This window comes from Stenotrophomonas sp. STEN030 (assembly GCF_056759995.1).
This window is the reverse complement of sequence record NZ_JBRREB010000074.1, coordinates 1-15,191: the sequence shown is the minus strand read 5'-3', so window position 1 is coordinate 15,191 and position 15,191 is coordinate 1. Positions and strand designations below refer to the sequence as shown.

The following is a 15,191-nucleotide window of genomic DNA, read 5'->3' as shown; positions in this document are numbered from 1 at the left end:
CTCGGCTACACCACGCCTTTACAGATCGAGCAGCAATATCAACAGGTCAGGAGTGTCCCCTGACTACCTTATCCATGGAATCCGGGGCAGTTCACTCTGACCCCGGTTTTGAAGCTGGCAGTTGGTAACGACAGCGCGCGGTGCGGCTGCATGGCTTCGGCCTTCTGCATTGAACGATGCAGAAGAGGAAGACTTCCAGGAGAACAGTGATCAGATACCTGATGACTGATGACTGATCTGCACCCTCACGAATGCCGGATACAGCGTTGCACTCGTTTCACCGACTTCGCTTCACGGCAGGCCACCTGTCTCAGGTCCTGCGACAGGCAAGGCACAAAGTCAGCCTCTCGAGGAGGGAGCTCAACAAGCCTTACAGACTCCGATGAGCTTGCCTGATTTATTTCTTTTCCCACGGGAAGAAATTGGACATACTGTCCCCGTTGTTCCCGGAGCCTTCATGAATACGTACCAATTGATCGACCTTTCCCTCCAACGCTTCAGCCCGAAGGAGGTCGCCCAGGCACTGGGAGTCGATCCGAAGACTGTCCGCCGCTGGCAGACCCGCGAAACCGAACCCAAGCCCTATGTCGCCGAAGCAATCCGTCAGCGCCTCCTGCCTTTCGGCGAGCCGCCAGCAGGCGAAGGGAAATTCCGCTTCATCGACCTGTTCGCCGGCATTGGCGGCATCCGTACCGCCTTCGAAAAGCAGGGCGGGCGCTGCGTGTTCACCAGCGAATGGGACCCTTACGCGGTAAAGACCTATCGTGCCAACTTCCACGATGGGGAAGGCCATGTGTTCGCCTCCGACATCACAAAAGTTCACGAGAGCGACGTACCTGACCACGACGTGCTGCTCGCGGGTTTCCCCTGCCAGCCATTCTCCATTGCAGGTGTTTCAAAGAAGAACGCACTGGGCCGTCCCCACGGCTTCTCAGACAAGACGCAAGGCACTCTCTTCTTCGATGTAGCTCGCATCATTGCCGAGAAGAAGCCCCGCGCGTTCTTGTTGGAGAACGTCAAGAACCTGATGAGCCACGACAAGGGCCGCACTTTCTCGACCATCATCGATGTGTTGCAGAACGAGCTTGGTTATCATGTCCATTACAGGGTGATCAACGGCAAGCACTTCGGTCCGCAGCATCGTGAGCGCATCATCATCGTCGGCTTCCGCGAGGAAGTGCCATTCACCTGGGAAGATCTGGACCTACCTGACTTCGGCGTCGCTCCCAAGATGGGTTCGGTGATGCACAGCCAGGATGGCTCCGAGCCCGCTGATGCTCCTTACATCAGTGGTCCCAAGGGCAAGATCCTAGAAAAATACACGCTGTCCGACAAACTCTGGGAATACCTGCAGAACTATGCAGCGAAGCATAGAGACAAGGGCAACGGCTTCGGCTTCGGCCTAGTGACCCCCGAAACAACCTGCCGCACGTTGTCTGCCCGGTACTACAAGGACGGCTCGGAGATCCTGATCTCACAGGGATCGAAGAAAAACCCCCGACGCCTGACGCCGCGCGAATGCGCGCGCCTCATGGGCTTCGATGACAATTTCCGCATCCCGGTATCCGATACCCGTGCATACAAACAGTTCGGCAACTCGGTGGTGGTTCCGGTGATCAGCGAAGTTGCACGAATCATGATTCCGCATCTTCTGCAGAAATCTTCTTCTTCGCCGGCAAAGCCTGCGAAGAAGAAGGCCAAGGCCTGACCTTGGTTGACAACCTTACCCCCGCGCAGCGGTCCGCACAGATGTCGCGGATCTGCGGCTTGAATACCAAGCTGGAGATCCTTGTACGCAAGGGCCTGCATCCCCGGGGCCTGAGATATCGTTTGGGTGGTGCAAAGCTGCCAGGAAAGTCGGACATAGTGTTGCCGAAGCACGGAACCGTCCTGTTCGTGCATGGCTGCTTCTGGCATGGGCATAATTGCCTGCTCTACAGACTGCCGAAGAGCCGCCCGGAGTTTTGGGCAGATAAGATCGGCAAGAACAAAGCCCGGGACCAGCGCATTACCGCGCAGCTTGAAGCCGAAGGATGGTGAGTGTTGTCCGTTTGGGAGTGCTCTCTGCGAGGAAAGTCCGCCAGTGAGCACTCTTCATTTTTAGAACGTTTTGGCCGAAATACTACGACAAGCCGCCCAGTGAGGGAGAGTCAACGTGGACATGGATTTTCTGGAGAGGAGCTCAGACCTATGGTCTGTGATCGAGTCGTTTGTCAGTCGCAGCGACAGGCTATTTCTGAAGAAACTCTCGCGCAATGATGCCTCATGGGCGAATGAAGGCGGCAGCCATCAGTACGGCTTCTATGTGCCCCGTGCCATACGTGAGTCCGATTTCTTCCCGGAGCTACATGCTCGGGACGACATTCCTCATATTCTGGAAGCAGATTGCCCATCCTTCTGGCCTCAAACAGGCGAGCTAAGAAGCGATTCCGGGATCAAGTACTACAGCAACAAGGGTTCCGAATGCCATTTCACGAGGATCCCCGCGGAGCTGTTTGCTGAACTAAATCCTGCATCATGGCTGCTGGGCGGCACTCTAGTAGAGCCGGAAGGGACTGCACATCACTGGTTCATAGTGATCGACTCAGCGTCTGCGGAAGCGGAGATCCTTGAAAGTCGCCTCGATGTCCAGGCCACCTTCCATTTCGACATTCTCAGCCCTTCCAAATTCAAGCGAGCCTCGTCCATCGAAGCAGAAGACGCGGCCGAGCTGATCAGCGAAATCGACTCCGCGCTTCGGACCGGCTCCATCGACGCACTTACCGCCAAGTATTCAAAACTGCCCAATCCGAACGTACTTGCTAGTGAGGCACGCGCACATTTCCTTAAATCGGTGAGGTCAAAGGCGTTCAATCCATGGGAGATCAAAAATCCGGGGGATGCCCTCATGCGCGTGAGCAGGGACATCGAGTACTCCATTTACCGCAAGCATGAACTACGCATGAGAGCAGTCGAGATCGCAAGGGTTCTAACTGAGCATGACCGCACTGCGACCGCAGCTGTGCGCGGTTTTCCATCCATGAACTCGATATTTCTCTCAGCCAGCCAACAGAGGAAGAGTCGCGCGGGCAAGTCATTTGAGGCGCATCTCGCAGCCATGTTGAAGGCTGGCGGAGTCAGATTTGAAGCGCAGGCAATTCTTGGACAGCGCCGCCCCGACTTCGTTTTACCTGACCAAGTGACAGTCGCCAAGAACATGAATCGGCGATATGAAGACGCGGCCATTCTCTCGGCCAAGACAACCCTGCGCGAACGCTGGAAGCAGATCACCCACGAGCGTTTCAACTGTGCGATTTTCCTCGCAACAGTGGATGACCGTGTTTCAAAGGAGGCGCTAGCGGATCTGCAAAAGGCAGAGATTACACTCGTGGTGCCTGAGTCGTTGAAGAAGAGAACCAATGAGTCTTTCTACTATCACAACGCAAATGTAATTTCCTTCAGAGAATTCTTTGATGAAGAACTCGCACGCAAGCGTCCGGCACTAATTCTACCGTCCTAAGCTTTCGCACAACTTCGATCGCTTGCACTGAATGTTTAACTATCCAGATATTCTTTCCTGATGTGCAAGCGCCAAGGGGACAGCGACAAAGCCCCTCAGCACACATTTCTCAAAAATCTGCTCCTCGCTAAGTCATGCGATCCAAACCGCAAGATCGCAAACCTCGTCGATCTGTACCCTTGGCGTAAGAAAGAGCCGTTTACCGCTCATTCGCAAGCTCAGCGTCCTCAAGACATTTCCGAAGGACATCTCGGATAGCGCCCTCTGGCACATCTTCAAGAACAACTCCTCCAAATCGCCTGTTTACATACTTCATGAACGTAGCGATCGCCTTGTCGTTCTCGTTTATCCAAGTGCTCCCCTCAACTTCTCTCAAAAGCGGACCAATCAACGCAGATCTGAATGCGCTATCGGCACGGTCGATTACCTGCTTCCTAATATTTGCTCTCCGGAGCAGTACAGACAATCCTCTTCGAATATCTGAAGGGAAAGCAATAGAGGCTATATGCCCGTTCCACCAGAGCCTACCGATAGAGTTGTTATCGCGACTACCAACAACCCCTGGAGCAAAGAAATGCTTCGACACAGCCCCTTCGCTGAGACCTGTTGAGGTCATCCACCTGTTCTGAGCATATTCAAAAAATTCTACGTGGCACAAACGGATCCAAATTCTTTCATCTCTTGCTATAGCGGGAGTCATACCACCGAGAGCAGAGTAAACTATGTAGGAGTTTTCGATCTCCGAAGTCTCGTTATCCTCGGCCGAAAGAAGCATGGGAATGTCGTCATTCCAGAAAACACTAGGGACATCAATATTCCAACCGATTTCTGAACTTTCAACTGCGAATCCACCCCCTCGGTAGAGAGCCATATTCGATTGCACACTTGATGTCAACGAATCAACTATTGCCATGGATACCATTTTAATATCCATCACAGCCACCCTCGGCACTTTCTCTGAGATCAAGAGCAAGTAACGGCTTATTCATAATCAGCTGTGCCAAGGACATTTTGCACTCTCCCTCTATTTCGCGACCTAACGATTCGACAGTAGCTTGGAGCGCGATGCACCACCTGTACCCCATTAGTTCAAATTTGCGTCGATCTGCCTCATGAAGCAGATGCATAATAATCTGGGAGTACAGCAAGTTTTGGATACTTCCAACACCAGCGGCAACTCCACTTCTTACAGCCTGAATTACGCGAAATGTCGTTTCAGAGACGTCGATTATGACTTTGTCGGAATTCAGGTCAATGTCAAACAAACCGTCCTCAACGTGAGACGCCACTCTGAGCTCAAATAGAGACTCCACTGACGGTAGCGGTGGCCGAGATACGTCCACATGAAACTCTTCTTCGAGAGCCAAAATGTCACCGGAATTCAGCGCAACAGGGCTCTCAAACTCATTCCGTCTACCACTAGGTGAATATCCCGAGATATCGGAAGATAGCCATATCATTGGCCTAATCTGAACGCGCCCGAGTAGCGCACCGGGTGCGAACTCATGAATCCCGCGCGGGAATCCAAGATTAATAACCTTTCGATACCCCGTATCCGTACACCGAACAAGGATACCGAACTTAGCGACACCAGACTCAATAAAGCCAATAATATCAGGATGATCCATTATTACCTGACAATCAATAGATAGACTATTGGTTAACTTATTCTCGAAAGTTCCAAGGTTAACCTCAAATCTATAGTCGACCATGTCATGCAACCACGGCGCCAGCACGGGATGCTGAAATTTGATGCTATCGGATATCTTCACTGCGCCCCCACCCCATGAACTCGACGATCACCGGAAAATGGGAAGGCTTGAACCTCGATCCCCCCAACATAGGGCTCATCGATATCAACATCTATCGACAGACGTTCACCTTCGCTAAGGTCAATTATGATTGCACCGTTGGCAATTCGTCCATGCGAAGTGGAAATCACCGGCAACGGCTCCAACCCATACAAGCCTGAAACGTGGAGCAAGATCAGTGCAGGTCCTCCTGACAAGCTTGTGAAATGAAGCCGCCTAGCACGCGGCCCCCGCTTCGTGTCCATGGTAAAGACGACATCATCAAGCGCGACTGCACCCCGGCTACCCAAACCAGGGCCCCGTTGCTTGTTCGATTGACGCCCCCCCACCTTCGCGCGGCCCTCTCCTCCCTTCTGAACGGCACCACCATCGGTTCCGGTACCCAGTTGCGGCGCTCTGCTACTGGATTTCCTCGCATTTGAGTACTTCAGTTTCAGAGGGTCGGATTCTTCCGACAGACTGGCTTGCGAAGAGCCAAAACCTGCACTGCGAGCCAACACTTCCGAAAGATCGTCAAGTTGCAGCGTCCCGCTTTGGTCAACTTTGGCAATTTCCTTCAGTAGCCCCCGAATCTTCTCCACCACGCGTTTTATTGCAAGTCGGATTTGGTCGCGCTTTGCCTCCTCGACTATGCGCTCCGGCTCGAATGCATCATGCGCAGGATTTTCGAGTGACTTCAGGATTCGGCTAGCTATATCGCCCCCCTTGTCTGGGGCAGGCGAAAGAATCGCAATAAAGTCAGACGTCCCATTGAAGCTGGCCATTGGCTGTGCGAACTTCTTAAAGTTGCTCGTTATGTAAATCCCATTTCTTATCACATGCACCGATTTCGGCATGCCTTGTTTGGGAAGGACTCGAAGAACGAATGAGCCGAGATATGCGTCGTCGATACGCCGCTCAACCGAAATATCCGATCGTAGATTCTCCAGCAACTTGCGGGCTATCAATAGCTGAGGCCTCAAGTCGAAGAAAATCGCTGAGGTCTCTAGCTGCGGCGAGAGCAGCAGGGAATCAAGTGTGGATTTGCTGATCTGCGTACCATTCACATTGAACTCAACCGCACCTGCGTCAATCGCACTCACGAAGTTACAAATAACCGCAAGCTTGATTCGATCCTCCCATCCACTCTCCTGCCTAAAGCCAACAGAGAAGATCGAGGTGCCTACAACCGTTCTCCGCATCCAGCTTGGAACTTCAAGCGGTTCGGATATCGCGCTGAAATTCCCAGCCCCCCAGAATCCCTCCGCACCATAGAAGACATTACCGCGTTTATGTGATATGACGCGCACTCTTCCTTGCGCTGCAAACATCTGCCTTCCGTCGTCATCGGCCGCTGTCGAGTAGATAACACACTGGAGCGATGAGACCGCGACTGCAGCATTTTTCCCAATTCCGTACGAACCAGCAGAAGTGGGGTCGAGCTTGTTTGTTACACCATCACCCTTGACCAGTACGTTGAACACAGAATGCATGTCATCCAACGGGCCGGTCAGTCCAGTTGTATTACTATCCGCTATCTCCAGCACCTTCCAAAAATCCTCAGAAACTATTTTCCTAGCCGACTCAAAGTGCTGTTTCGTACGTTCGTCCATGTTTTCACAGAGACAGGCGTCAACTACCTCAGCCAGCTCGTCAGCAAAGGGAATTTCATCCCTACTGATGTCATGAAGACGAATATTGATCTTGACCGAACCGCCACCCACGCGGGCGTCCATGCTGTTCTGACCAGTCTCCCGAACGCAGCTTGCGTAAGGATCTCCCTTGAAGGTCTCTAAACCAGAATAGCCTAAACCTTCCACTTTCCTTGCTTGATTCTTAAGAAATTCAATCATTAGCCCCACCCCCTAAAACTACCCTCAACCGAGTCGAAAAATATTTATTTATTAATTAGACATACCAATCAATCGCGTCGCGAATTTCCTGACGAGCACGTTGCGCTTCTGGCTTGAAAACAATCCCGGCCTCATCAATTTTCTCCACCACCAGTTTGAGCTCCTCCACCATTTCAGGTTGAAAGCCGTATCGCAGCAGCAAGATTGAGAACTGATCGTTGGTTCCATACCTCAGCATCTCGATCAGTTTAAGAGCACGATGATCGCACCTTTTCACATAAAATATTCTTGCCGCGGCGGAGAACGTATCTGCGAGACAGAATGATATTACTTTATCTAGATAGTCATATGTATCGAACACAATTGCGTCGTAGGAAAGCTTGTCTTTGGGCCCTTGGTATACAGGAAAAGACCTCTCCATCTCCGCATTTGGCAACACAGCCGCCATTTGCGAGAACTGAGCATCAGCTCGCTCACGGTCATCACGGCGACCAATCCTGGCAAATCTTGTGCCGGCAATCTCTTTAAAAGATCGCCCCGCAAATGTCTGAGAGAGTACAGATATAGCCTCATGAAAAACTGCAGCCTCTCCCGCCTTCAGTGCGCGACCGAGATATATTTCATATATGGTCTTGAGATCTACTCTAAGGCCTTCTCGTGCAAGTCGCCCAGCGACGCCACGCAGATGCTCAAGGCCAACCACTCCGCTGGGATAAACAGTTTCAAGTATGCTCGCCATCGCATCGAGCGCGCGATCAGATTCAAGTCTCGACTTCCTGCTTTCAGGAATGTGCATCTCGTCGTCATACGTCTCCTCCCTCACCGCCTGGACGATCTCCCAGTCATCCGAGGAAACTTCCCCCTCCTTCGCATCTAGCACCGATATCGGAGATAACTCATAGCTATCGAGGAGTCGCTCGCTTAGCAGCGCTGGATTCTTCGTGTAGACATAGCCATAGTCAAATTTCTTCTCACGGGTTAGCCGGCCCGCACGTCCTATAAGATTTTTGAAAGACAATGATCTTCTTTCGGACGACGTGTCGAAAAGTCGCATATTTTCGAGCCAGACGACGTCGAAGGGCATGTTTATTCCTTGAGCGAGAGTGCTCGTGGCAAAACATATCCTGGCGTACTTCATCCTAATGAACTTTTCGATTAAAAATCTTACTTCCAAAGGAACTGAACCATGATGAATCACCACCCCCACCCTCATCAGCTCCACCATGGCCGAGCGTTGACCGCTGCCATCCGCACCAATCAGTCGCTTTATCTCCTCTATGATTGCCCAAGCCTTCGGCTCTTCTAGTGGCTTGAATCTCCTGATAGTTACCCGAAACGCATCAAGAAATGTGCCATTGTAAATTGAGGCCTTCGAGACATAGACAAGTAAAGTTTTCTTCGGATCAAGCGCAAATTCAGCAAAATCTCCATTGAACTTCACCGAGCTTTTTTGCAGATGACCTTTATGTTCGAATGGCGAAAAATAATAGTCTCCGCCATTCTTATGCCGATACACAAACACTTTCCCTACAGCACCTTGGCTATAGGCCCTAGAATAGGATGAGTCGAATGAAATTCCATGCTTGTCTAACTGCGCGGATGGGTTCTCTACGAACGGATGCGCGAATACTAATTTTGCAGCCGGGAACTTCTTCATAACCCTGCGAACTAGAATATCAAAAACAACGCCTCGCCCCTCCTCCTCTGAGACATGCGCTTCATCAAAGAAGAACAGATTTACATCCAACTCCGTATTTAACGACGCGATCTCTCTTGCGCGCTCGGGCGTCAATATAAATACCCTCCGACGGACGCGATCGGTGAATATTCTGTCAACGAAAGGCATGATCATCACATCGCGCTGAGCCTCAAATTGCACTCTCAGCGAAGATACGTACTCCGCAATCAGGGCCCTTGATGGCACAACAATGACTGCATCCCCTTTCGTCTCGATTAAATAGTCTCGAATTGCGTATGATTTTCCCGCACTCGTAGGCGCTGAAATCGATACATACTGATTGGCGCTGATGGCATTGCGCACACTCGTCTGAACAGGCGTAAGTATGTCCCCTGAAGCCGTGGTGTTGGCACTTCCAACAGACTTCATGATCAGAGAATAGATGGACTCGGCATTCCCAATCTTGTAGAACAGCCCCATCGCAGATATAAGGTATTCCTCTCCCTCAGCAAAGCTAGCCGGACTAAATTCCTTATACAGACTGAGCTGCTGCAGAAGCTCATTGGAGCTCGGGCCATTCTGGTGAACATAGTCGATAATCTCTTCCAGCTTTGCTTTCGGATTAACGTCAGCATGGATGGCTCGGATACTATTTAGCAACATGCGTCACCCCAACCAGTAGTACTTGTTCTACCTCATGGGATGTGGCCAGCTTTTTCGCCGCCTTAGCAGCATTACTCAGAATCACCCCAGGATTGATTCCATTCAGAGAGAATGCGGCAATAATTCCGAACTCATCAAGGTCAAGCCGACTCATTGATGCTGGTGAGCAGAGCGTACCCAAATAGTGGACATCCATCAGATGCTTTTTGTTTTTCAGAAATCCGCAAATTTGACTTATGGCCATCCCATGGGGACTCGAATATCCGGAGTATTTCGCCTCACCGAAATTCACAAGCTCCATCGGACAAACCGTATGAAAGTCAAACCCTTCGTTATTTCTTTTCTTAGGCTTCCACAGCTCTGAAATAGGAAGTGATACGTGGCCGTAGATTGTCGACAGGGCTCTCGAGGAGCCTACCGATACCATTATCTCGCCGAAGTCTTCTGTTAACGAACCAGAGCTCGCCACGTCATTAACCAATGCGACAAGTAACGGAGCCGTCAACGAGACAGCCGCCTCGTATCCTTTCCGCGTCAAACTATCGAGATCAGCCATCCACGAATTATCAATCACGGTGCTTACGATGGATGCCGCCAAAGCTTCGATGTTGGCGACGTTTACCTGACAAACTCGAAGGTTACTGTCTCCGAGACCCGACACCTCCCAATACTCACACCCCCACGTGGGATCAGAGAGCATTTCCCCCGGAGCAGACATCCTAGTCCCCTTCCATATCAACGTTGGTCGAGCTCTAGAGTTTATACGAGACGTAAAAGCCGTCAACTTGGTAAAAAAAAGGAGCGGCGCAGAGGCCACTCCTTTTTCATGTCAACTAATCGATCAATCAAACCCCAACAGGATTAGCCTTCTCCGGATCAATCCCATACTGCTTGATCGCCCGGGCAACATCCTTAGCCGTCATCTTCCCATCCTTGGCAAGCGCCGCAATGGCCGCATGCGCGATGTAATAACGGTCAACCTCAAAGAAGCGACGCAGGTTCGCACGCGTATCCGAACGACCGAAGCCATCGGTGCCCAGGATCGAGTAGGTGGCCGGCACGAAGGCGCGGATCTGGTCGGTGTAGGCGCGCACGTAGTCGGTTGCGGCGATGACCGGGCCCTGGCGGCCTTCCAGCAGCTCGGTGACGTACGGCTTGCGCGGTTCGGCTTCCGGGTGCAGGCGGTTCCAGCGCTCGGCGTCGAAACCATCGCGACGCAGTTCGTTGAAGCTCGGGCAGCTCCAGATGTCGGCGGTGACGCCGAAATCCTTGTCCAGCAGTTCGGCCGCTGCAATGGCTTCGCGCAGGATGGTGCCGCTACCCAGCAGCTGCACGCGCAGCTCGCCCTTCTTCGGCTTGCCGGCGTCGGTGAGCAGGTACATGCCCTTGATGATGCCTTCGGCTGCGCCTGCCGGCATGGCCGGGTGGGCGTAGTTTTCGTTCATCAGGGTGATGTAGTAGTACTCGTCGATCTGGTCTTCCATCATGGCCTTGGTGCCGTGCTGGAGGATGACGGTTACTTCGAAACCGAAGGTCGGGTCGTAGCTGCGCACGTTCGGGATGCCGCCAGCAACGATGTGGCTGAAGCCATCTTCGTGCTGCAGGCCTTCGCCGTTGAGCGTGGTACGGCCGGCGGTGCCGCCGAGCAGGAAGCCGCGGGTACGCATGTCCGCTGCCTGCCAGGCGATGTCGCCAATGCGCTGGAAGCCGAACATCGAGTAGTAGATGTAGAACGGCAGCATCGGCACGTTGCTGACCGAGTAGCTGGTACCGGCCGCCATCCACGAGGACATGGCACCCGGCTCGCTGATGCCCTGCTGCAGCACCTGGCCGCTCTGGTCTTCGCGGTAGTACATGAGCTGGTCGGCGTCGACCGGCTTGTACTTCTGGCCGTACGGGGCGTAGATGCCGATCTGGCGGAACAGGCCTTCCATACCGAAGGTGCGCGCTTCGTCGGCAACGATCGGCACCAGGCGCGGGCCCAGCTCCTTGTCACGCAGGCTGATGTTCAGCGTCTGCACGAAGGCCATGGTGGTGGAATAGGTGCGCTCGCCGGATTCCTTGAGCAGGCGCTCGTAGGTTTCCAGCTTCGGTGCGATGAAGGACTTGTCGGCCTTCTGGCGACGCTGCGGCAGGTAGCCACCCATCGAAGCGCGGCGCTCCTGCAGGTACTTCACTTCCGGCGAATCCGGGCCCGGGTGGTAGAACGGCACCTGGCCGTCCTTGAGCTGCTCGTCGGTGACCGGGATGTTGAAGCGGTCGCGGAAATGGCGGACCGATTCGTCGTCCAGCTTCTTGGTCTGGTGGGTGGGGTTGAGCGCTTCGCCAGCGCTGCCCATGCCGTAGCCCTTGACCGTCTTGGCCAGGATCACGGTCGGCATGCCCTTGGTGTTCACGGCCTGGTGGTAGGCGGCGTACACCTTGTGCGGGTCGTGGCCGCCACGGTTCAGGCGCCAGATGTCGTCGTCGGACAGACCGGCAACCATCGCTGCGGTTTCCGGGTACTTGCCGAAGAAATGCTCGCGCGTATACGCGCCGCCGAAGGCCTTGCAGTTCTGGTATTCGCCGTCGACGGTTTCCATCATCAGCTTCTTCAGGACGCCATTGGTGTCCTTGGCCAGCAGGGCATCCCAGTAACCGCCCCACAGCAGCTTGATCACGTTCCAGCCGCCGCCACGGAACACGCCTTCCAGCTCCTGGATGATCTTGCCGTTGCCGCGCACCGGGCCATCAAGGCGCTGCAGGTTGCAGTTGACGACGAAGATCAGGTTGTCCAGGCCTTCGCGGCCGGCCAGGGCGATAGCGCCCAGGGTTTCCGGCTCGTCCGACTCGCCGTCGCCGATGAAGCACCACACCTTGCGGTCGCTCTTCTCGATCAGGCCGCGGTTTTCCAGGTAACGCAGGAACTGCGCCTGGTAGATGGCAGCCAGCGGGCCCAGGCCCATCGACACGGTCGGGGTCTGCCAGTAATCCGGCATCAGCCACGGGTGCGGGTACGACGACAGACCGCCGCCGTCCACTTCCATGCGGAACTTGTCCAGCTGCTGCTCGCTGATGCGGCCTTCCAGATAGGAACGCGCATAGATGCCCGGGGCGCTGTGGCCCTGGATGAACAGCAGGTCGCCCGGGTGGTTGTCGCTGGGCGCGCGCCAGAAGTGGTTGAAGCCCACGTCATAGAGCGTGGCGCCCGAGGCGAACGAGGCAATGTGGCCACCCAGGTCGCCCGGCTTGCGGTTGGCGCGCACGACGGTGGCCATCGCGTTCCAACGGATGATGGAACGAATGCGCCATTCCAGTTCCGCATTACCGGGGCTCTTGGCTTCCAGCTGCGGCTCGATGGTGTTGACGTATTCGGTGGTGGGAGAGAACGGCAGGAACGCACCCGAACGACGGGTGAGTTCAACCATGCCTTCCAGCAACTGATGTGCGCGCTCGGGGCCCTCGACATCGATAACGGCCTTCAACGACTCGATCCACTCCTGGGTTTCCAGGGGATTCGTGTCGTTATCAAGCATCTCGTTCAACCAGTTCATTAGCGCTCCCAGTTACTGCACGCACGCGCGCGGTTTTCGTTATTTTGAGCCGTAGAGTTTAGCGCACCCGGTACCTTTCCAAGCTGGCTACGCATGCGTATGGAGTACCAAGAGCCAGTGTCTGCAAGACAAATGGCGACAGCTCTCATGCACCGGCAAGGACAGCCAAGGACAGGTTCCACACCCTCGTGCATGCGCTTAATGGCGCTAAATACCGGGCGAAGTTGCCATCGGCTGAGGTCAGGGCGGTGACAGGTGGGCCATGCTGCACTGCAGCAATCAACGGGAAATGCAAGCTCTGCTGGTCTGCACCGTCCCATGGGAGACCACGCCATTTGCGCCGGAGGAGTTTTCGATATATCGTTTTGCGCAAATTCGATATATCGAAAACTCCAATGCCCAGCCCAGAACCCCGCCGCTCCCCCACCCCGCGCCCCTTGGGCCGTGGCGATCTGCGCCTGCTGCTGCTGTCGCTGATCGGCGAGCAGCCGCGTCATGGCTATGAGCTGATCCAGCAGATCAGCGAGATGTTCGTACGCGTCTACACGCCCAGCGCCGGCTCGGTGTATCCGCTGCTGGCCGACTTCGAGAAGCAGCGCTGGGTAAGCGCCGAGGAAGACGGCGGGCGCAAGCGCTACCACATCACCAGCCTGGGCCAGTCCCAGCTCAAGCTGCGTGCCGAGGACGTGGAAACCGCGCGTATGCGTGCACGCCACAACTCGCGCGTCATCGCCAGGGAAAGCCTGCCGGCGCCGCTGCGCGATGCCATGCACCAGTTCACCCATTCGTTGATGTTGCGCAAAGGCGATTGGCAGGACGCCGATGTCGCGCGCATCGCCGGCCTGATTGCAGAGGCGACCGCGCTGGTACAGCAGCAGTCGCAGGAAAACTGATTCGCACCACCGTTATTCATTACGACCCAGCCAGAGCGATCCAGCCAGACCGATCCAGCCAGGGCACCCCGGCCTTGCCGACACTGACCCCAGGTACCCCCATGTCACAGCATGAAACCCAATTGATCCGCATGACCCCGCGTTTCCGCCAGCTGCAGGTAGTGCACACGGAACGCCTGACCCCGAACATGCAGCGCGTTGTTGTAGGCGGCGATGCGCTGGAAGGTTTTGACAGCCGCTCCCCGGATGACCACGTGAAGCTGTTCTTCGCCAATGCCGAAGGCGAATTTGTATTACCGGAACTCACCGAGCAGGGCCCGCGCTACCCGGAAGGCAAGCAGCCGTCACCGGCGCGCGATTACACCCCGCGCTTTTACGATGCTGATGCTGGCGAGTTGGTGTTGGATTTCGTGCTGCATGGTGATGGCCCGGCTACGAGTTGGGCGGCAAAAGCCAAAATTGGCGACGAGTTGGTGGTTGCCGGCCCGCGTGGTTCGCATGTGGTGGCCGATGACTTCGACTGCTATGTGCTGATTGGTGATGAGACGGCGTTGCCGGCGATTGCACGGCGTTTGGAAGAACTGCCGGAGGGTGCGGTGGCCGAGGTGTTCATCGAGATCCCGGAAGAAGGTGATCGGCAGCCGTTGGAGAGTTCAGCGCAGGTGACTGTGTCTTGGTTCGAGCGCAATGGTTTTGATGCGGCCAGCAGTACGTTGCTGGAGGATGCGCTGGTGGATTTCGAGCAGCCGGATGGTGATACGCATTATTGGATTGCCACTGAGTCGCGGCGGGCGCGGATGATGCGCAAGTTTGTAGAGGGCCACCTGCAGGTCCCCAAGGAATGGATACGCGCGACCGGGTATTGGAAGGCGGATCCGAACGAGGTGGAGTGATTACTTTTGCCGCCTCCCTTCGCTGCGCGAAAGGGAGGAGGCGAAGCTGTAGTGCCGAGCCATGCTCGGCAGAGGCCTTCCCGGTAAAGCTCCAGCCGAGCATGGCTCGGCTCTACATGGTCGAAAGCTACCCCTCCCCGGCCCTCCCCTTCGCTGCGCGAAAGAGAGGGGGCGAAGCTGTAGTGCCGAGCCATGCTCGGCAGAGACTTTCCCGGTAAGGCTCCAGCCGAGCATGGCTCGGCTCTACATGGTCAAAGGCTACCCCTCCCTGGCCCACCCCTTCGCTGCGCGAAAGGAAGGGAGCGAAGCTGTAGTGCCGAGCCATGCTCGGCAGAGGCTTTCCCGGTAAGGCTCCAGCCGAGCATGGCTCGGCTCTACATGGTTAAAAG

At 54.8% G+C, this 15,191-nt stretch carries 11 protein-coding genes; 5 read left to right on the top strand and 6 right to left on the bottom strand.

Annotated elements, in window-relative coordinates:
- Positions 1-457 precede the first annotated feature (457 nt).
- The 3 genes from dcm (at position 458) to ACVOLR_RS18550 (ending at position 3,499) form a co-directional block, all read left to right on the top strand.
- Positions 458-1,708 carry a DNA (cytosine-5-)-methyltransferase gene (gene dcm, locus ACVOLR_RS18560; RefSeq protein WP_481537744.1) on the top strand — a complete coding sequence of 417 codons (1,251 nt, stop codon included), beginning with the start codon at positions 458-460 and terminating at the stop codon, positions 1,706-1,708.
- 2 nt (positions 1,709-1,710) lie between these two features.
- The gene (locus ACVOLR_RS18555; protein WP_481537743.1) at positions 1,711-2,040 is read left to right on the top strand and encodes a very short patch repair endonuclease; all 330 of its coding nucleotides are present in this window, start codon (positions 1,711-1,713) and stop codon (positions 2,038-2,040) included.
- A gap of 121 nt (positions 2,041-2,161) precedes the next feature.
- The gene (locus tag ACVOLR_RS18550) at positions 2,162-3,499 is read left to right on the top strand and encodes a type II restriction endonuclease (RefSeq protein WP_481537745.1); all 1,338 of its coding nucleotides are present in this window, start codon (positions 2,162-2,164) and stop codon (positions 3,497-3,499) included.
- 199 nt (positions 3,500-3,698) lie between these two features.
- On the opposite strand, the gene ACVOLR_RS18545 is transcribed toward ACVOLR_RS18550, so the two are convergent.
- The 6 genes from ACVOLR_RS18545 to aceE all read right to left on the bottom strand — a co-directional run bounded on the left by ACVOLR_RS18545 (position 3,699) and on the right by aceE (position 13,016).
- The gene (locus ACVOLR_RS18545; protein WP_481537742.1) at positions 3,699-4,433 is read right to left on the bottom strand and encodes a DUF6339 family protein; all 735 of its coding nucleotides are present in this window, start codon (positions 4,431-4,433) and stop codon (positions 3,699-3,701) included.
- The gene (locus ACVOLR_RS18540) at positions 4,423-5,271 is read right to left on the bottom strand and encodes a hypothetical protein (protein WP_481537741.1); all 849 of its coding nucleotides are present in this window, start codon (positions 5,269-5,271) and stop codon (positions 4,423-4,425) included. The genes ACVOLR_RS18545 and ACVOLR_RS18540 overlap by 11 nt, the downstream gene beginning before the upstream one ends.
- Positions 5,268-7,142: a hypothetical protein gene (locus ACVOLR_RS18535; protein ID WP_481537740.1), complete on the bottom strand. Its 1,875-nt coding sequence runs from the start codon at positions 7,140-7,142 to the stop codon at positions 5,268-5,270. The genes ACVOLR_RS18540 and ACVOLR_RS18535 overlap by 4 nt, the downstream gene beginning before the upstream one ends.
- A gap of 55 nt (positions 7,143-7,197) precedes the next feature.
- Complete coding sequence (locus tag ACVOLR_RS18530) at positions 7,198-9,483, bottom strand: DEAD/DEAH box helicase (RefSeq protein ID WP_481537739.1); 2,286 nt, start codon at positions 9,481-9,483, stop codon at positions 7,198-7,200.
- Positions 9,470-10,201, bottom strand: coding sequence for a hypothetical protein (locus ACVOLR_RS18525; protein ID WP_481537738.1), 732 nt, complete (start codon positions 10,199-10,201; stop codon positions 9,470-9,472). Before ACVOLR_RS18525 ends, ACVOLR_RS18530 begins: the two co-directional genes overlap by 14 nt.
- Before the next feature lie 127 nt (positions 10,202-10,328).
- Complete coding sequence (aceE, locus tag ACVOLR_RS18520; protein ID WP_481537737.1) at positions 10,329-13,016, bottom strand: pyruvate dehydrogenase (acetyl-transferring), homodimeric type; 2,688 nt, start codon at positions 13,014-13,016, stop codon at positions 10,329-10,331.
- 395 nt (positions 13,017-13,411) lie between these two features.
- Here aceE and ACVOLR_RS18515 point away from each other — a divergent pair, with 395 nt between their 5' ends.
- Both ACVOLR_RS18515 and ACVOLR_RS18510 read left to right on the top strand, forming a co-directional pair.
- Entirely contained in the window at positions 13,412-13,909 is a 498-nt protein-coding gene (locus ACVOLR_RS18515; protein ID WP_481512430.1) for a PadR family transcriptional regulator, read from the top strand.
- Positions 13,910-14,010: 101 nt separating this feature from the next.
- Positions 14,011-14,802, top strand: coding sequence for a siderophore-interacting protein (locus tag ACVOLR_RS18510; RefSeq protein WP_481537736.1), 792 nt, complete (start codon positions 14,011-14,013; stop codon positions 14,800-14,802).
- Positions 14,803-15,191: the final 389 nt, after the last annotated feature.